This is a genomic window from Pseudomonas sp. PARCl1 (genome assembly GCF_947311875.1).
GTDB lineage: Bacteria > Pseudomonadota > Gammaproteobacteria > Pseudomonadales > Pseudomonadaceae > Aquipseudomonas > Aquipseudomonas juntendi.
In genome coordinates, this window is record NZ_CAMZMX010000013.1 from 97808 (window position 1) to 116197 (window position 18390).

The window sequence follows — 18390 nt, forward strand, 5'->3', positions numbered from 1 at the left end:
GTTTTTATTCTCTGGCGCATTTGTCCGAGTCAACGGTTTTGGGGGCTCGCGACAGTTTTGCGTTTACTCCGAATCGGGCTGAAGGCCACGGAAACTGGGCCTCTTTGCGACAGTTTTAATTCTCTAAATCCACTGGTGGATGTAGGAAATTAAAAATGTCGCAGGAGCCGGTGAGGTCTTTCTCATCCGCTCCTGCGATCACCTCGCCCTCGCCCAACCCTCAACCCTCCAGCTGGAGGCCGGCCAAAAATGCAGTTGCGAAACCAATCAGGTGAATCTCTTCGTTCCTATGTTGAGCGAAATATTTGCCTTGGCCAGGAAAGTCACTCCAGTGAATGGGATGCTTCCTTACGGCCTGAATGCATTGGGGAACCCATTCGAGCCATGGCTTAATGCAACCTTATGGAGATCAAGCTTCCTGATCATCTGGCGAGTATTGAGTGAGCATCCCGTTTACCATTTCCAAGAAGGCTGCCACCACTCGTCGCGAAGTCTGTTCCGGCAGGCAAACGAGGGTTTCTGTCATGCGGCGCGTGCAGTCGAGGATTGGTAATGCGGCCACTCTCGCATCGGCACCAAACTCAGCGGCGGAGACCATACCCACGCCGATTCCGGCGACAACGGCTTCACGCGCGGCCTCACGGCCTTCCACCTGGATAGCTGGGCGAATTGTCAGCCCCAAACGAATCATTTCTTCTTCCAAAACCTGGCGCGTAACTGAACCTGGCTCACGCAGTACCAATGGTGTTTCGTGCAGATCGGCAAGCGTGACGCAAGCGCGTTCTGCCCATGGATGATTAAGGGCGACGAACACTACAAACGGGTCGCTGCGCAAAGGAATCGCCATCAGCCGCTCATCAATAACGTCTCGTCCAAGCAGCGCGAGATCGGCCTGATAGGCGAAAAGGCGGTGAAGGGAATCGTCGGTATTGCCGGTTTCAATCCTTACTACGATACCTGGGTAACGTTTACAGAACTGGGCGATGAAGGGGAGCACGTGCACTGCTGCATCGACTGCCAGCGTCAAAGTGCCAGTCTGCAGTGCTCGCGAATCCTGGAGTAACTCCTTTGCTTCAAGCTCTATAGCAAACAGACGCTGTGTGATCTTTAGTAATTGCTCACCTAGATCCGTGAGTTTCACCGACCGTTTGTTCCGGTGAAACAACATCACGCCGTAGCGCTCCTCAAGTTTGCGTACCTGATCGGAAATGGCAGGCTGAGTCAGAAATAGACTCTGGGCGGCCAGTGTGAAACTGCCATGCACGGCGACTGCATGAAAGGCTTTCAATTGCGCATTGGATACCGACATTTTCATACCTAGTAATGCACATTCAGCACATATTGATGCCATTGAGCTCCGCTTATGAGCGGTCCTGCTTGGCCGCCCTTAGCACTGCTTGCCAGCCGGCCTTGGAGCTGACTCGCAGCGGCCATTGTCTTCACTCTAGCAGAGCAATACGTTGCTTTCAGACCGGCACTGAAGGCCCCAGTTGAGCGTTCTATCGGGATGTTCAGGTATCTTTTCAGAGAATACATCGACAGCTAGGAGCGACCACCTTTTCCTTGATTCCGCATGTGAACCCATCAGGTGAATGCGCAGGTGCCCATTGTCCTGATCATGCAGAACCTCAGATTATTTCTAAAGAGCATTACCCTATGCTGCAATCGTGGAGAACAGGTGGGTTTGATTCGCGACCGACACGGTAGGCATCGGCCCACCTTTGAATGTCCAACTGAACGCGGCTGCGCAAGTCTCTGCCGAGTGCTTGCTGCAAAAGATTCGCTTGTGTGCCCGCTCGTGCATGCCAGAGGGCACTATGTTGTTCAACACCCTCAAGCTACTGATCAGAGGTCAGTTCAACGACGCCACTGCAGACGCGGTTCCGACCGCTGTGCTTGGCCTCATACAGATACTCATCTGCGTGCTTGAGCAGGGTTTGAGAGCAAGGTTTGCCTCGGCCATTGCCTGCGACACCGATGGAGACAGTCATGCTGCCTACGCCAGGAACTGGATGATTAGCTATTGATTGGCGGATCCGCTCAGCGATAACCCTGGCTGCCTCGATATCCGTATCCGGCAATACGACAGTAAACTCTTCGCCTCCCGCCCTGCATACCAGATCATTGGCTCTGGAGCTGATGCGAAGAATCTCGGCGACATGCTTCAGTGCAACGTCGCCTATATCGTGGCCATAGGTGTCGTTGACCTTCTTGAAGAAGTCGATATCGAGAGCCAGTACGCAGTAATTCCGTAATGAAGCATCCAGCCGGGCCAGCGAATCGGTCATGACTCGGCGATTGGCCAACCCTGTCAGAGGGTCTGTCCGCGCCTCCTCGTTCAGACGCCCGATCTTCACCTGCAGTAATTCAACCCCTACCAGCATCGCTCGGCGAATTGCAGCCGCATCGCTATACCAGGTGCGAATACCCTTCAGTCGCTCGGTCGCATCGGACGCTGACAACTGCGCTGCAATCTTCGAGAGCTGTTGCAGCGGTCTTGAAATAAGGACTGCGCCAAACCAGATCATAAGCAGCCCGAGCAAGCTGGCAGGTATCATTCCCAATACCATATCTCGCATCAGGACCTTCAAAGGCGCCAGGCTTATTTCTCGTGGTTGCTGCGCGACTACTGCCCAGTCGGCATCTGGCACTTGAGCATACCCCGCCAGCATGGGTACGCCTTTGTAATTTTCTACGGCCATCGATCCACTCTCTCCTCGAAGCGCTGCATCTACTGTTTTGCTCCATCCCAGTTTTTCGCCGATGCGTTGTTCTTCGGGATGTGAGAGCAGTTGTCGCTGGCTATCAGCCACGAACGCGAAAGTCCCTTCATGATGGAAATGTCGACTGATGAGGGTGTGCAAAGCACTCTGCTTTTGCAGATACACCGATCCACCTATTACGCCCAAGTACTCTCCAGAAGGCCCGAAGATCGGCTGGGAGATCATGACGACCAGGTTGCCGGCAGCAGACATGTAGGCGGAACTGACCACCGGGCGGCGCGCAGCGAGGAATTCGTCGGCTACCGGAGAATGAGGCGTGGATCCCTTGATCTGCATCCGATCCGGGTAGGCCTCTTTGATCCTCCCGGTCGCATCGATGATGGCAATGGAGTTGAAATCGGTATCCTGGCGTTGCAAGCGGATAGCTTCAGCTCGCAGCACTTCAGCATTTCCCCAATGCTTACCCAACTCGTCTGCACTGAAGCGGAGATGACTATGAGCCGACTGCAGGAACTCGCCGATGCTGGAGGCGACCTTTGCTGCGTACGCGCGGTTGGACTCCAGGGCATGTTCGATCAAAGCATCCTGTTGCACTCGGTAGGCTGTGATCAAGCTGTTGGCCAAAGTCGCTAATACCGAAACCATCACGAATATCAGGATCAACCAGCGTAAATGCAGTCTGTCGACCTTTCTAGGCGACTGGCCATCCGTGCTTGCAGTGCCGGATACTCGTTCCATCATGTGTCTCCGTAGGGCGAGGGGTAACCGGTCGAGCTGTTGGATCATCGAACCAGCAGGCACGGCGGGCGTGATCGTCTCGCATGAATCAGGATTGTGTTGTCCTTTGCCTTTCGCCAACCATGGCCAGCCCCATTTCATGAGCTAGGCCGTTGGTGTGTTCTAGCATTGGGTAGTCATCCACCTAGTCAATGCGCTCGACGACCCCCTATCTATTTTTATCAGATAGACGGGCAAACGCTGCAGGTACTGCAAGCTCGAGTAGCCGGTACCAAAATCGTCCAGTGCGACGATCGTACTGCGTTTCAGAACTATACGGCTGATGAGCTGCCTCGGGACTTAAAAATGATGGTGGTAGAAAACAACCATTTTCAGTTGCGCCGCTGAACCAGTCTTAGATGAGTAAATTAAGAGTGTTGAACAAGACCGTATCCTCTGGTCTGGACGAGCGCGCTCGGCGGCGAATTGTCTGCAGCAAACACTCGACGAAGATCCGGGCGGCAGCGCCTAGTTGGGCGTTGCGAGGCGTGACGATGCCTATGGTGTCGGTTGCGAATGCCTCGGCTAAATCCAGGCGAACTATACGCTCGCGAAACATCGGCACCGTCAGCATTGGCTCAGGACAATATCCCAGCATGTCGGTTTGCTCCATGAGGGAAAACATCAACTGTAATGACTGGGCTCTCTGAATCTGGTTAATAGGTATCTGCGCTGCGTGCTGCCAGAACAGCTCGTGCATGAAGTCTTCTTGGCTTGTGTCCGGATAGTTGACTATCCAGTCTTGGTCCAGCAAATCGTGAATCGAGCCGCTGCCAGCCTTCGGATGACCTTTTCGGGCAATAACCGACATCTCGTAGGACAACAAGGGATCGCAAGTGAATTCCGGTCGCGGCAGCATGGCGGAAACCAACCCTATGGCGAAATCCATGGTGCCCTCGCGCAGACGAGGGAGTGTCACCGCCATCAAGCCTTCGAAGATTTCCAGGCGGATTCCAGGCATCTGCTGGCGAAACATGCGAACGGCCTCAGGAAGCAGCGACATTCCCATCCAGGGCGATATCCCGAACCGTAAATGGCCTTCAGTCTCCCCCCTGAGATGGGCGAGTTCCTGCTGTGCGCGACCCATTTGCTCAAGCATCTGTCGAGCGTGGGTAAGCAAGGATCTGCCGTAGTGCGTCAGACCCACGCCGCTGGCATTGCGATTGAGTAGGGGTAACTGCAGCTCGCTTTCGAGCTCTCGCACAGCCTTCGCCGCGGCGGTCTGGGAAATACCGAGCTTGCGAGCCGCGGCACGAATACTGCCATTGTCGGCTATCGATACCAGGGCCTGGAGTTGATGCAGCTTCATAAGACAGAGGTTCCGGCGTAAACCCTTGGTTTTCAGGCCAACCTCTTTGCGGCTGCCTGAGGCGTTAGGTGGTTTTTTATGATGGTCCCGAGCATGCCCAACCATGCCAAGAACAACAAGAAGGAAACATCATGAGCAACTCTGCGGTTCTCCCAGGCATCAAGGCCATCGAAGAAGAAATGATAGGTGTACGTCGACACCTGCATGCAAATCCCGAGTTGAGTTTTGAGGAATACGCGACCAGCGACCTGGTTGCATCAAGGCTTCAGGAATGGGGCTATGCAGTTCATCGTGGAATAGGGAAGACAGGTGTAGTTGGTCAACTTAAGCGCGGTAAAGGTTTGCGCAGCATTGGTCTACGTGCTGACATGGATGCCTTGCCCATAGAGGAAATGACCGGGCTGCCCTACGCGAGCCGCTTCGAAGGTAAGATGCACGCGTGTGGGCATGACGGCCATACGGCTATGCTGCTGGCGGCAGCCAAGGCTCTCGCTTCGGATGGCAATTTTGATGGCACCCTGAATCTGATCTTCCAGCCCGCCGAAGAAGGAGATGGAGGCGCACGAAGCATGCTCGAGGATGGGCTGTTCAAGCGCTTCCCCTGCGACGCAGTATTCGCGATGCATAACATGCCTGGCTTGGCAGTGGGCAAATTCGGTTTTCGTACTGGCCCATTCATGGCCTCGACAGACACGGTAACTATCGATGTCCACGGCGTCGGTGGTCATGGTGCCATGCCGCATAAGGCCGTTGACTCCATTCTCGCCGGATCTGCGATTGTCATGGCGCTCCAAAGCGTAGTGGCCAGGAATATCGACCCGCTCGACTGCGGCGTCATCTCAGTAGGCGCGTTCAACGCCGGGCACGCGGCCAACGTCATTCCTGAACACTGCCGACTGCAGTTGAGTGTCCGTGCCTTGAAGACAACGGTGCGTGATGACCTCATTAATAGAATCACCAAGATTGCCCAGTCTCAGGCGGAAAGCTTTGGGGCTAGGGTCAGCGTTTCGGTGGATGAGGGGCAACGATTCCCAGCGTTGTTCAATCATGAAAAGCCTACCGCCTTCGCACGGCAAGTAGCGCTCGACTGGATAGGAGCGGATTCGGTTATCGGCGAAATCCAGCCATTAACTGGCAGCGAAGACTTCGCGGTAATTCTTGAAGAATGTCCTGGCTGTTACCTAGTCATCGGCAATGGCGATGGGGAGGGTGGCTGCATGGTGCATAACCCTGGCTACGACTTCAACGATGAAGCTCTGGCGCTGGGCGCCAGCTACTGGGTACGTCTGGTGGAAACCTTCCTGGCCTGATCATCGCTAACTGCCAGCCTCGTACAATTGCGAGGCAGAGGACCTGTCATGTCTGCAACCGTATCCCAAGCGGCTGGAGCCGCACCGGCTTCAAGAGTACTGACCTATCGTGCAATCGCGGCAATCACCATCGGCTCGGCCTTGGAGTTTTTCGAGTTTTCCGTCTTCAGCTTTTTCGCGACACTGATTGGTCGCCAGTTTTTCCCGGCACAAAGTGAGCTCAGTCAGCTACTGCTGGCGTTGGCGACCTTCGGATTGGGCTTCGTAATGCGCCCTCTGGGCGGAATTGTTATCGGCGCCTACGCCGATCGGGCGGGTCGCAAGCCGGCCATGCTGCTGACCCTTAGCTTGATGGCTTTGGGGTCGGCGGTCCTGGCGACTGCGCCAACGTACGCCCAGATAGGCCTCGCCGCTCCAGTGCTGGTGGTGCTCGCCCGGCTTATCCAAGGATTCGCCATAGGCGGCGAAGTCGGAGCATCCACTGCCATGCTCATGGAGTACGCAGGCGATCATAACCGCGGCTTCTATGGCAGCTGGCAATTCTTCAGCCAAGGACTGAGCTTTCTTCTGGGATCGGCTATCAGCCTGGCGCTGACCACGTGCCTGAGTGCCGAGGCACTGGAAAGCTGGGGGTGGCGTGTACCATTTGCAGTGGGCCTGTTCATTCTGCCCATCGGCGTCTACATGCGCCGACACCTTCAGGAAACAGCAGAGAAGCGTGAAATCGGCGATGAGGAAATGCCGGTATTGAAGCAGATTGTCACTCGGCATCGACGCACCCTCGTTGCCGGGGTACTCATGGCCATCGGTGGCACCGCTAGTAGCTACATTGTGCTCGATTACATGACCAACTACACGGTAGCGATTCTCAAGCTACCCATGCAGGTAGGCATTGGCGCTTCCTGTCTGGGGGCCGCGGTGCAGATCATTTTGTCGCTCTGGGCCGGGCGCCTGAGTGACCGTATCGGTCGGCGTCGCACCATCGCGATGGGCACCATTCCAATGCTGTTTCTGATTTATCCGGCATTCATGCTGATGACCCACTTTCCCACGCTGGGCACTCTGCTGTTTGTGTCGTTCGCCACTACCTTCCTGCTTGTGCTGATCACTGTGCCATCCATGGTGATGCTGACCGAGATGTTCCCTCGCTCGATCCGGGCCACTGGGCTGTCGCTCGTATACTGCTTGGGTGTGTGCATTTTCGGAGGCTTTGCTCAATTCTTCGCCACTGGCCTGATCGATCTTACGGGCGATAAACACGCACCTGCTTTCTACGTGATGTTCTGCCTCATTGCGACCCTGTTAGGCCTGACGATGGTGAACGAAACCGTGGGCAAGCGGCTGGATTAAGCCGGGCATGTAATAGGTAGCACCAACTGTCTCGACAATAAAAAAAACTGATAGATAGATTTCTGGTGAGTAGATTGATGACGATCTTATCGGCCTATAGGCCGCTGATTCTCCTGTGTCCGCTGGTTTTCTCCGCGTACTCGCATGCTGAAAATGGTTTTATTGAGGACAGTCATCTCGTGATAACAAGCAGATCCGCAGTACTCAATAGCCAGATGAAGGGTGATGGACATCATCGCTTCACTCATGACAGGCGTGACCCTCGCGACGTGTCACTGGGTATGCGAGCAAACTTCGCGTCGGGATTCACTCAGGGCGAGATAGGCATTGGTCTTGATGCTTATGGATTCAGCGGCTTCAAGCTTGAGGGTGGTAATGGTCATGCGGGCTACGGCAATATCCAGATGAACCACGAGGGGGAGGCGCAGCGAAGCTTTGGCCGCGCCGGTGTGCTGATCAAGGCGAAGTACGGCTTTACTGAAATGCGCTACGGCCAGATGCAAGTTACGAACCCGGTTTTTGCAACGTCGGACACTCGGCTGTTTCCCAGTACGGCCACTGGCTTTCTGCTAAGTAACCGCGATGTCGAAGGGTTGCTTCTGGAGACGGGGCGCTTCACGGCCGGCACCGAGCCTTCGTCTACCAGTAACAAAGGTGAACTCTGGGCGAACTATGCATTCGTACCCACCGATTCGGTCAGCTTCGCCGGCGGGCGTTATGACCAGAAACACTGGGGCGTGAGCGCTTATGCTGCGGACTTCGAAGACCTCTGGCGGCAAGCTTATCTAGGAGGAAACTACCTCTGGGACCTGGATGACCGATCCCGACTCTCTCTGGACGTGAACCTCTACCACACTTGGGACCAAGGACGGGCTAACGCCGGCGACATTCGCACAACGGCTTACTCCTCCCAGGTTTCCTATGTCTTTGGAAGGCATCGGCTGGCTATCGCCTACCAGCGGATCATTGGTGATACCCCGTTCGATTATATTGGTTTTGGCAATAACGGATCTGGCGCCTTTGGCAACTCCATTTACCTGAGCAATCCGATAATGGCGTCGGACTTTAATGGACCTAATGAAAAGTCTTGGCAGTTACGCTACGACCTCGACATGGCTGCAAGCGGTTTCCCGGGCTTGAGTTTCATGGCTCGCTACGTAGTCGGCTACGACATCCAGAGTTCAGAGAACAGCCACTATGGAGCTTGGAACGGCGCTGATGACGCACAACATCAAGAGCTCGATCTGGAGGCGAGATATGTGGTTCAGTCTGGTGTAGCCAAGGACCTGCGGATACGTATACGTGAGGGTTTGCATGATGCGAAACGTGGACAGCCGGATGGCGATGTGAACATGCACATGCTGATTTTTGAGTTGCCAATCAACTGTTTTTGAGCGGACCCGGGAGGTGTATTTCAGTTGCCTTTGCAGGACTCAACGGCTGTCGCTGTGGCAAAAATATTACTTCCCATACCCCTCAAGCCTAACCGAGCCAGATGTGTTAAAGATGAGAAACGAGCAGGAATTAAGATTTATTAATAGCGGTTCGGCTCGCCTTCTACTTGTAGTCGAACCCGCTTCAAGTGAGTTTTGGATTGATCGCGGAGCATCGGTGAAGGTGGTTATGGAGGCGCCAATTGGATCTGCTTCATTGGAGATTGAATACCTGCCGGGGGGGATGGTCATCTACCTGCCAGCACCTAGTGCTATTCAGGTATTTCAGAATGACAGACGCTTGGTGCAGGGCAAACACACTAGGCACATGGATAGAAAACTCACGCAACCCAAACCAGTCAAGCACGCACCTAGCCCATGATGATGGTCAGGACAAAGCCTGCATACAAACTTAAGCCATTAACTTGCGTATGCGCTAAGACGTGTCACGGACTAATCGACGGAAATAGGATGTTGGGCCACATGCTGATGCGAAAGCCGTTGGATTCTAAGAGGATCAGGGGCAGAGCCTGGGTTGGGAAATTGTCCATTATCGCGTTTACCTACTTGTCTAGGCTGTGGGTCAAGGCCTGACTGCCAAGGGCTGTAGTTTGAATCTTGAAGCCGGTGGTCTTGATTTCGTAGGCTGCGGAACAGGGTCAAACGTCTCGTTCACAGGTTTATTCTCGATCGCTGGCTATTTTAGCAATCCTTGGTACCTTTACTACGTATCTTCCTGTAAAGCTCTTAACTGTAGGAATGCTCATGAAAAAGGTCATGATTTACGGCATAGCACTCTCATTCGTGTCATCCCTTTGCTGGGCCGCAGACAAGGCCTCATCCGTACCGGTGAGCTTCGTGAAAGGAGCCAATAATGCGCAGCTTAACGGCACCATAAAGGGCTATGACACCGTCGAATACACGTTGGCAGCGAAGTCAGGACAGCGCATGACCGTGCAGATCACCGGCAACAGCAACGCCAACTTCAATGTGTTCGCGCCCGGAGATCAGCCGGGACAGTCCAGCGCATTGGGTGGCGGTGGTATTGGCTCAGATTGGACTGGAGCACTACCGGCATCGGGTAAGTACAAGGTGCAGGTGTTTCAGATGCGCGCATCCGCCAGGCGGGGTGAGGCTGTGCCATACAAGATCAGCTTCAGAATTGACTGATACCTAGGGGAGCGATTGGTAAATAGGATTATCCTATTCTGGATTCGATTCTTGACGTGGATGCCTGACGAGAGGTGTTCGCCAAACCCGTGGCAACCAGTCTTGTTTGGTCGCGTTCAGATGGCGGTCTAAATTTTGAGCATTATTTCCTTTTTTCATAAACTAGGCGGAGCCAATGCGGTCGTCTGTGATCTGGCAGGGCGTTATCGCGAGTGTTCTCGTCACTTGCCTGGCATTGGGCGTGATGGGTGGGATCGGATGGCTGCTGACGCTCCATAGCACCGAGCGGCAGCTAGAAGACATTGCTGTTTTATTGTCCCAGCGTGCCCAGGCAGTACTCCTTCAAGCTTCAACTGCTCTAAAGTCAGTTGCGTCCAGCGACCTGCTTCCTTGCAGCCCGGAGAGCATCGACCAGATGCGTCTTGTTGCGATCAATACCTTTTCAGTGAAATCAGTAGGTTACGTTCAGGAGGACATTTTCGTATGTGGCTCTTGGGGGATGATTGGTAAAAAAATCGACGCACTACCTGCAGATTTTATAACTGACGATGGTGTGAAAATATCGATTCGGGTCTCACCCCTATTGGGGTCTGCCAAGCCACTGATGGCTTTGGAATACGCGGCCTTCAACGTGCTTGTCGATTCCGAGCAATTGTTGGATGTGCTGTTGGATCATCGTGTCAGGCTTGCAATAGCGACGACTAACGGTGATCTCATAGGTGCCACCAGCCAAGGAAGCAAAACCATCGTCACGCTGGCGCACATGGGCCCGACCCGAGGTCTCAGGGAGGGTTACCTCTACACATCCATCCGGCAAGGTTCCTGGGTAGCGATTGCAGCAATACCCCGCCCAGAACTCTTGCGTATCCTTCTGAGGCACTCGGCCTACATGCTCCCGCTGGGCGCATTGCTTGCAGGCTTCGCGGTGCTCGGTATCGTGCGAATATCGAAGCGGCGCCTATCACCCGTGGCAGCCCTTGAGCGCGCGGTGAAGCGGCACGAGTTCGTAGTGCATTATCAACCGATTATCGAGCTTGAGCAGGGGCGATGCGTGGGTGCGGAGGCGTTGATAAGGTGGATAAAGCCCGATCATGTGACAATCAGCCCTGACGTTTTTATCCCCCTGGCCGAAAAGAGCGGCCTTATCCAAGCCATTACTGAGCAGGTCATGACCCAGGTGATACGCGACCTGAGAAATGTGCTTGTGGCCGATCGCTCCATGCATGTCTCTATCAACCTAGCAGCATCAGACGTGGCCAGCGGACGTTTTATCGATGTCCTGGATGAGATGAGAACGAAAGCCGGTGTTTACCCTTCACAGATTTGGCTAGAGGCAACTGAGACGGGGTTCATGGATTTGAGATCGGCGAAGGAGACCATGAGCAAAGCCCGCGGGTCGGGTTATGTGACGGCACTGGACGATTTTGGAACGGGATATTCGAATCTGCAGAACCTCCAACAGCTACCGCTGGATATCTTGAAAATTGATAAATCTTTCGTTGATCGTATTTCTCAACCAAAGTCGGCCGCGTCGCTCATCGACCACTTAATCGATATGGCGGATTCGCTAGGCTTGGCTATAGTCGCGGAGGGTGTTGAGACTGCAGAGCAAGCAGCGTATTTACGCGCCCACAACGTCCGCTACGCTCAAGGGTGGTTCTTCGCCAAGGCAATGAGCGCTGACGCGTTCGTCTCTTATCTGGCCGGTGAGCCCCATGCGTTGCCCGAACAGGCGGGGAAAGCGTAGATCTGAGTTTTAATGTGATCGAGTCATCTGCCGATGATGCATCGGCATCTTATCCATGCTAAGGCTGCTGTGTTTTTGCATCCCGCGAGGTGTGCAAATTCACATCAAGCTGCCTAGAGGGAACCGAGACGCCTGCCTGTTGCAGCGCAGCAAGCGTACGGGAAAGTATCTCACCACGCAGCCTCCCCCAGATGCTGATATCGTGCGTCCATGCACTTATCGTGAAATTCAAAGCGGCCTCCCCATATCCGGTCAATATAACTGAAGGTGCTGGCCGCTCAGCCAACTCCGGTGCGTCACATAAGACTGCACTTATCACCGCTATTACCGTAGAAGGATCAGAGCCGTAGGCAACGCTTATAGGAATTTCAATACGCCTGCTCTTATCAAACATAGTCCAGTTGGCAAGATTGCCATTGAGCAGCAAGCCGTTGGGCACAACCACATCGGCGCCATCTGATGTGCGAATGGTGGTAGCGCGCAATCCGATCTCACGCACCGTGCCTGAGGTTCCTGCTGCATCCACGAGATCGCCAGGTTGAATCGGCCGCTCAAACATGAGCATCAACCCAGAAACAAAGTTGTTAACCACGTTCTGGAGGCCGAAACCGATCCCTACACCCAGCGCACCAAAGATTAGCGTCAGTTGGCTGACTTTGAATCCTGCCGCAGAGAGTGCCACTAGAAAACCCAACAACAGAACGCCGTAGTAGCTGAGCGATGCGATGCTATTGCCAACCCCCCTGGGCAACCCTGCATGGTGTGGCAACTCTGCACGGAGCACCCGCCTTACGATGCCGGCCGCCCAGAACGCAACCCAGGCAGATAACAGGAAAACAAGTAAGTCACCGATATCCAGGGATACCTCCCCTACATTGATACCAAACTCCATGACGGTGCTACCCACGCTATACACTGGTCGGAGGACGCGGAACCGATCCATGCTGTAGATGAGCCAACCGATTACAGCGCCGACTATTAGCAGACGAGTAAACCCTGACTGCAGAGAAGTCTCTTGATTACGAATGAAATGGCGATTAGCCAGTTCCGGCTGGTCGAGCAGCGCTTGGAATAGCCCAGCGCATGCGGCGATGCCTGCATAAAGCAATAATGCCATGTAGCCACTATCTATCACGCCGGTTGTAAGTGTTTCGGCCAGTGAAGTATTACCGAGAATGTTGGCTAAAAGTCCTGTGATGAGTAGGGCTGCGGCCACCCAGCCGATGGGGCGCATGACTTTCTGTAGTCGACTGTCAGGAGTCTGTATGACAGGTAACGCCCGGCAAAGAAGCCAGACGGTTAGCACCAGTGCGATGGCATTCACAGCAAGAAGGTAGAGCCTGTAGATCCCACCCTTGTAGGCTGCCAGGATGCCCAGGCTATCGAGCCCGTAAAGGAAAATGGCTATATAGGGCCACACGCCAAGGGCACGAAGCGCGCCGCTGGGCAGCAACCGCAGCACTGGCACCAGGGCTGCTAAAAGCGCAAGTTCCTGAGCCAGTAACGGGGCATCTGGCTCGAGCACAAGCATGGCGAGTATGCACAGTAGTAGTGAAGTTGAGAAAGGGCGCCGCAGCGCACGCGTAAGCTTCCTCGGCTCGGCTTTAATGCGTTGCGAGCGTCGGCTACGAATGACCAACCAAAAGATCAGGGGCAGCAATAGTAGCTGCACCAGCTTAAGCGCAAGCTGATTTGGAGTGGTTGCCGAGTTGTAGTTGCGAGCAAATTGTTCTTCTATATCCAGGCCTTGCCACATGGCGTCCCATGTCGAGGTCTGATCCATACTCAAGCCGATGGTCTGCCAAAGAGGCGCCACATCGAGACGCAGCAACCTGCGATCAAGCTCATCTAGTGCGACCGACACACGGTTACTTCCGGCTTCGATGGTGGCTTTGAGCTCGCTTGCTCGCTGCGTGAGGGCAAGTTGACGCGAGAGCTCTACTTCGAGAGCGGCCTCTGTGGCATCAATTTGAGCAATCAAGCTTGTGATGCGAGCGGAAAGCACTGATGGAATCGTATCTAACACCCCCGCAGCCTTGGTTGATGACCAAATCGCGCGTCGCTGTGCCAATTGCAGGGCGTTATCCGAGTAAGGGCTAAATGCTCTGCGCGCTTGTATTTCCCACCGCTCCAGACGGTGCGCATCGAACTCCCAATGTCGAGCCAGGCTTTCAATTCGCATTACAGGCAGCTCACCAAAAAATAGGCTGTGAGCACTGTGCTGCTTGGCGTAGGCCGGACGAGCTATGTCGTCGAGCGAGCGACCTAGATGGGCAACAGGATCGGGAGAAGCAAGCAGCCTCTTCACCCTATCCACACGCTGCTGGTCTTCATCAGCGCGATTAAGGATGTCGGCCAATGCAATCGGTGAAACTTCCGTCGAGGGCATCTTGGGTAATGCGGCGTTACTGGGTTGTGGATCAGCATTGGCTGCAGCGATGAAGCACGCCAATGTAGTCACTAACCACAGCACTACCGTATAAGCCAAAGCTGAATTCTGCACCATGCGCATTGGTTGAGGCGTCCCTTCGCAAACTGTCCAATAGGCTGAATCCTGTTCGAAGGTACACTTATACCGACAGTGGTTACAAACCTAGCTTACGAATCGAGTATCTGCTATCGAGACATGATGTTTGAAAAAACGAACCAAAATAACGACTTGCGGTGAAGATTGCGACTAATAAGTTCAGCTTATTTGTGAAATGTGATAAATCGATTTCACTTATTCAAAGGCGAGTGTTTTGATCAGCCCATGCATCACTCCTTAACAAAAACAGCATGCCGGAGAAGATCATGATCAAAGCTGAGTTTCCAAGATCTCAGACGCTAGCAGCACCAGCTTTGGGCGAACCCTACCTGCTCACGCCAGGCCCTCTGACCACTTCTAAAGCCACCAAGGAAGCCATGCTTCGCGACTGGGGTTCATGGGACAAGGCCTTTAACCAGGTGACTGCGGACGTTCGCAAGAGCCTGCTGGCCATGGCGGGTGTAACCGATGACAGCTTCGCCTGCGTGCCGCTGCAAGGCAGTGGCAGCTACTCGGTAGAGGCGGCGCTGGCCACCGCCATCCCCCGTGATGGCAAGGCGCTAGTGCTGATGAATGGGGCTTACGGTCAACGCGCTACCAAGACCTTGGAATACCTCGGCCGCGCCTTCATTATCCTGGACAAGGGGGATTACCTGCCGCCGCAGCCCGACGAAGTTGATGTCCTGCTCAAGGCCAACCCAGACGTCACCAACGTGTTTCTTGTCCACTGCGAGACCAGCTCGGGCATCCTCAACCCGCTGCGGGAAATCGCCGATGTTGTGAAAGCTCATGGCAAGAGCCTGATCATCGATGCGATGAGCTCCTTTGGCGCGGTGCCGCTGACCGTCCAGGACATTCCATTTGACGTGGTGGTATCTTCCGCCAACAAATGCATCGAGGGCATTCCTGGGTTCGGTTTCGTCATCATTCGACGCAGTGTTCTGGAGTCCGCGAAAGGCCGTGCCAACTCCCTGAGCCTCGACCTATATGAGCAATGGGTCTATATGGAGAAGACCGGCCAGTGGCGGTTCACGCCCCCGACCCACAGCGTCGTGGCCTTCCATAAGGCGCTGGAACAGCATGACGCCGAAGGTGGTGTGCATGGCCGACTAGCACGTTATACCCGCAACCGCGACGTGCTGGTGGCCGGCATGCGCGAGCTTGGCTTCAAAACGCTGCTCGAAGACCGCTGGTTGTCGCCGATTATTACCACCTTCTTCAGCCCTGAACATCCGAACTTTGAGTTCAAGCGATTTTACGACGAATTGAAAGCTCGTCAATTCATCATCTACCCAGGAAAGTTGACCGTCGCCGAGAGTTTCCGCATCGGTTGCATCGGTCAGATTGATGAAAACGTTGTGCATCAATTGCTTCGAGCCATTGCCGATAGTCTGCTAGCTATGGATGTAGACATCCAGCAATCGGCTGCTTGATCAACCCCTTTAAAGGTCCTTGTTAATCGAGCATGGGTGCGAGTGGATCGCGCCTTTGGACAAGGACCTTTTTTTACCATGGATTCGGTGACTTATCGGTGGGTAACGCCGAGCAGGAGTCAGCGATCGCACTATTAAATTTTTCATACTTGATGCCAGCTCATTGCTATCTAGCGATGGTGTGTGCGTGCATAAATTCTCTGTGTCCAAAACAACAATAAAACTAACGATTTGCGCTGTCTGGCACCATTACCGGGATCAGAACACCATGAACAAGAATGCAGCTTCTCTCGCAACTGGCTGGCAATCTCTCCAGCGTTGGCGCGTTCAAGTTTTTCTAATTACCTGGGTGGCGTATGCCGCCTTCTACTTCACTCGCAAGGCATTTTCCGTAGCCAAATTAGGTATTGGCGAAGACCCGGATTTTGTACTTGAAAAGTCCATGATGGCCAACCTCGATGCCTTCTACCTGACGGCCTACGCCGTGGGCCAGTTTCTCTGGGGCAACTTCTCCGACCGCTTTGGCCCTAGGGTCGTGGTACTCAGCGGGCTAGTCATCTCCGCGGTGGCAGCTGTGCTTATGGGTACCTACGCCACCCTGCCGATCTTTGCTTCCTGCATGCTGATCCAAGGCCTTGCCCAGTCCACGGGCTGGTCGGGGCTGTGCAAGAACGTTGGCAGCTTCTTCAGCACCAGTGAACGTGGCCGGGTACTGGGCTACTGGAGTACCTCTTACGCGTTCGGCGGCTTGGTGGCGACACCCTTCGCGGGCTGGTGGGCGTACGACGCCTTTCACGACTGGCGCATCGCGTTCTTCAGTAGCGCCGCCGTAGTACTGGTGGTAGCCGTCCTGTTCTTCCTGCTGCAGCGCAATCGCCCGGAAGACGTGGGGCTGCCTCCCGTCGAGATCGAGCTTGAACCCATCAGCAAGGTAGCGGTGCCGCGCGAAAGCATGTGGGCCGGCCTACGTACGGTGGTGAAGAATCGTACCGTGCTGTTCCTAGGCCTTGCCTACTTCATGCTCAAGCCTGCCCGTTACGCCATCCTGTTGTGGGGGCCCGTGATTATCTACGAGCGGATGCCAGAGATCGGAAAGGTGGCGTCGGCCATCGTTCCGACCTCGTTCGAACTGGCCGGATTGATCGGACCCATTCTGATCGGCATTGCCTCGGACAAGTACTTCGGCGCTCGTCGCATCCCTGCCTGCGTCCTCAGCCTGGTGGTGCTTACGATCTGCCTGGCCCTGTTCGTTCCGGCCATGCAGAGCGGCAGCCTGTACGTGGTGGTTGGCCTCCTGTTCATGATGGGGCTCACGCTGTACGGGCCGGATTCGATGATCAGTGGTTCGGCAGCCATCGACTTCGGCAGCAAGGACGGCGCAGCGTCCGCTGCCGGCTTCGTCAACGGCTGTGGTTCGGTGGGTGCGGTGCTCGGCGGACTGCTGCCGGGCTATTTCGACACCATCACGGTATTCCTGGTGTTCACCGGCGCCGCTCTGCTGGCCAGCATTATGTTGATCCCCTTCTGGAATAGCCGCCCGAAAACGGTTGAGAACACGGAGTTAGTTTCGGCTTCGATAAAGCCTGTCGTTGTGGGTACCAACTCCTGAATCAAATCTGTCCTTAAACTACGCTGGAGCAATCATCATGAATTATGAAAACCCTACACAACTGCAAGCCGTGGTCCTGGACTGGGCGGGTACCGTTGTCGATTTCGGTTCATTCGCGCCGACGCAGATTTTCGTTGAAGCCTTTGCTGAGTTCGGCGTGACAGTATCGCTGGAAGAAGCCCGGGGGCCGATGGGCATGGGCAAGTGGGATCACATCCGCACCCTCTGCGACATTCCTGAAATTGCCGAACGCTATCGCAAGGTGTTTGGCCGCACGCCTACGGATGATGATGTGACGGCGTTGTACAACCGCTTCATGCCTCTGCAAATCGAAAAGATCGCCGTCCATTCGGCCCTGATTCCGGGGGCACTGGAAACCATTGCCGACGTGCGACGCAGAGGCATGAAGGTCGGCTCCTGCTCTGGTTACCCGAAAGTGGTGATGGACAAGGTGGTGGAGTTGGCCAAACAGAACGGCTACGTGGCCGACCACGTGGTGGCCACGGACGAGACGCCCAATGGACGCCCATGGCCTTCGCAGGCACTGGCGAACGTTATCGCCCTAGGCATCGATGATGTGGCGGCCTGCGTGAAGGTAGACGATACCTGGCCAGGCATCCTCGAAGGTCGAAAGGCTGGCATGTGGACGGTGGCCCTGACCTGTTCGGGCAACGCGCTGGGGCTGCCTTACCAGCTCTACAAGGCACTGCCATCGGACAAGCTGGCCGAAGAGCGTGCGCGCATCGTCAAGATGTTCGAGCCTTCCCGCCCGCATTACCTGATCGACACCATCGTCGACTTACCAGCAGTGATTGAGGACATCAACCAGCGCCTGGCTCGCGGAGAAACGCCGCAAGCTTCCTGACTGCCTCGGGGATGGGCCATGCGGCCCTGCCCACTTCAAAACAATAACAAGGTAGATCATCATGCGTTACGCACATCCCGGTACCGAAGGCGCGAAGGTTTCCTTCAAGAACCGCTACGGTAACTACATCGGTGGTG

The 18390-nt window shown here is 54.8% G+C and carries 13 protein-coding genes; 8 read left to right on the forward strand and 5 right to left on the reverse strand.

Translation table 11 applies throughout. The annotated features are described in order from the left end of the window. Positions 1 to 409: 409 nt before the first annotated feature. The 4 genes from QME24_RS10040 to QME24_RS10055 all read right to left on the reverse strand — a co-directional run bounded on the left by QME24_RS10040 (position 410) and on the right by QME24_RS10055 (position 4809). The gene (locus QME24_RS10040) at positions 410 to 1309 is read right to left on the reverse strand and encodes a LysR substrate-binding domain-containing protein (protein ID WP_280091159.1); all 900 of its coding nucleotides are present in this window, start codon (positions 1307 to 1309) and stop codon (positions 410 to 412) included. Positions 1310 to 1838: 529 nt separating this feature from the next. Then, positions 1839 to 3461 carry a sensor domain-containing diguanylate cyclase gene (locus QME24_RS10045; protein ID WP_280091160.1) on the reverse strand — a complete coding sequence of 541 codons (1623 nt, stop codon included), beginning with the start codon at positions 3459 to 3461 and terminating at the stop codon, positions 1839 to 1841. 162 nt (positions 3462 to 3623) lie between these two features. Beyond that, positions 3624 to 3716 (reverse strand): hypothetical protein, encoded by a 93-nt coding sequence (locus tag QME24_RS10050; RefSeq protein WP_280091146.1) that lies wholly within the window; start codon positions 3714 to 3716, stop codon positions 3624 to 3626. A 139-nt stretch (positions 3717 to 3855) separates the two neighbouring features. Then, the gene (locus QME24_RS10055; RefSeq protein WP_280091147.1) at positions 3856 to 4809 is read right to left on the reverse strand and encodes a LysR substrate-binding domain-containing protein; all 954 of its coding nucleotides are present in this window, start codon (positions 4807 to 4809) and stop codon (positions 3856 to 3858) included. 131 nt (positions 4810 to 4940) lie between these two features. Between QME24_RS10055 and QME24_RS10060 the strand changes: the two genes are divergently transcribed. The 5 genes from QME24_RS10060 (at position 4941) to QME24_RS10080 (ending at position 11819) form a co-directional block, all read left to right on the forward strand. Continuing rightward, positions 4941 to 6119, forward strand: a complete 1179-nt coding sequence (locus QME24_RS10060; protein WP_280091148.1) for a M20 aminoacylase family protein — start codon at positions 4941 to 4943, stop codon at positions 6117 to 6119. 48 nt (positions 6120 to 6167) lie between these two features. Next, positions 6168 to 7469 (forward strand): MFS transporter, encoded by a 1302-nt coding sequence (locus tag QME24_RS10065; RefSeq protein WP_280091149.1) that lies wholly within the window; start codon positions 6168 to 6170, stop codon positions 7467 to 7469. Between the two features lie 77 nt (positions 7470 to 7546). Then, positions 7547 to 8863 (forward strand): OprD family outer membrane porin, encoded by a 1317-nt coding sequence (locus QME24_RS10070; RefSeq protein WP_280091150.1) that lies wholly within the window; start codon positions 7547 to 7549, stop codon positions 8861 to 8863. Positions 8864 to 9667: 804 nt separating this feature from the next. Continuing rightward, complete coding sequence (locus QME24_RS10075; RefSeq protein WP_280091151.1) at positions 9668 to 10072, forward strand: hypothetical protein; 405 nt, start codon at positions 9668 to 9670, stop codon at positions 10070 to 10072. A 175-nt stretch (positions 10073 to 10247) separates the two neighbouring features. Next, positions 10248 to 11819, forward strand: coding sequence for an EAL domain-containing protein (locus QME24_RS10080; RefSeq protein WP_280091152.1), 1572 nt, complete (start codon positions 10248 to 10250; stop codon positions 11817 to 11819). Between the two features lie 58 nt (positions 11820 to 11877). On the opposite strand, the gene QME24_RS10085 is transcribed toward QME24_RS10080, so the two are convergent. Further along, complete coding sequence (locus tag QME24_RS10085) at positions 11878 to 14331, reverse strand: mechanosensitive ion channel domain-containing protein (protein ID WP_280091153.1); 2454 nt, start codon at positions 14329 to 14331, stop codon at positions 11878 to 11880. Between the two features lie 281 nt (positions 14332 to 14612). Here QME24_RS10085 and QME24_RS10090 point away from each other — a divergent pair, with 281 nt between their 5' ends. The 3 genes from QME24_RS10090 to phnX all read left to right on the forward strand — a co-directional run bounded on the left by QME24_RS10090 (position 14613) and on the right by phnX (position 18253). Beyond that, complete coding sequence (locus QME24_RS10090) at positions 14613 to 15779, forward strand: 2-aminoethylphosphonate--pyruvate transaminase (protein WP_280091154.1); 1167 nt, start codon at positions 14613 to 14615, stop codon at positions 15777 to 15779. A gap of 268 nt (positions 15780 to 16047) precedes the next feature. Then, positions 16048 to 17388 carry an MFS transporter gene (locus tag QME24_RS10095; protein WP_280091155.1) on the forward strand — a complete coding sequence of 447 codons (1341 nt, stop codon included), beginning with the start codon at positions 16048 to 16050 and terminating at the stop codon, positions 17386 to 17388. A 37-nt stretch (positions 17389 to 17425) separates the two neighbouring features. Beyond that, positions 17426 to 18253, forward strand: coding sequence for a phosphonoacetaldehyde hydrolase (gene phnX / locus QME24_RS10100; protein WP_280091156.1), 828 nt, complete (start codon positions 17426 to 17428; stop codon positions 18251 to 18253). Positions 18254 to 18390: the final 137 nt, after the last annotated feature.

Coding starts and splice junctions, on each gene's coding strand:
- QME24_RS10040 (WP_280091159.1), bottom strand. CDS start 1,309: ATGTCGGTATCCAATGCGCAATTGAAAGCCTTTCATGCAGTCGCCGTG.
- QME24_RS10045 (WP_280091160.1), bottom strand. CDS start 3,461: ATGGAACGAGTATCCGGCACTGCAAGCACGGATGGCCAGTCGCCTAGA.
- QME24_RS10055 (WP_280091147.1), bottom strand. CDS start 4,809: ATGAAGCTGCATCAACTCCAGGCCCTGGTATCGATAGCCGACAATGGC.
- QME24_RS10060 (WP_280091148.1), top strand. CDS start 4,941: ATGAGCAACTCTGCGGTTCTCCCAGGCATCAAGGCCATCGAAGAAGAA.
- QME24_RS10065 (WP_280091149.1), top strand. CDS start 6,168: ATGTCTGCAACCGTATCCCAAGCGGCTGGAGCCGCACCGGCTTCAAGA.
- QME24_RS10070 (WP_280091150.1), top strand. CDS start 7,547: ATGACGATCTTATCGGCCTATAGGCCGCTGATTCTCCTGTGTCCGCTG.
- QME24_RS10075 (WP_280091151.1), top strand. CDS start 9,668: ATGAAAAAGGTCATGATTTACGGCATAGCACTCTCATTCGTGTCATCC.
- QME24_RS10080 (WP_280091152.1), top strand. CDS start 10,248: ATGCGGTCGTCTGTGATCTGGCAGGGCGTTATCGCGAGTGTTCTCGTC.
- QME24_RS10085 (WP_280091153.1), bottom strand. CDS start 14,331: ATGCGCATGGTGCAGAATTCAGCTTTGGCTTATACGGTAGTGCTGTGG.
- QME24_RS10090 (WP_280091154.1), top strand. CDS start 14,613: ATGATCAAAGCTGAGTTTCCAAGATCTCAGACGCTAGCAGCACCAGCT.
- QME24_RS10095 (WP_280091155.1), top strand. CDS start 16,048: ATGAACAAGAATGCAGCTTCTCTCGCAACTGGCTGGCAATCTCTCCAG.
- phnX (WP_280091156.1), top strand. CDS start 17,426: ATGAATTATGAAAACCCTACACAACTGCAAGCCGTGGTCCTGGACTGG.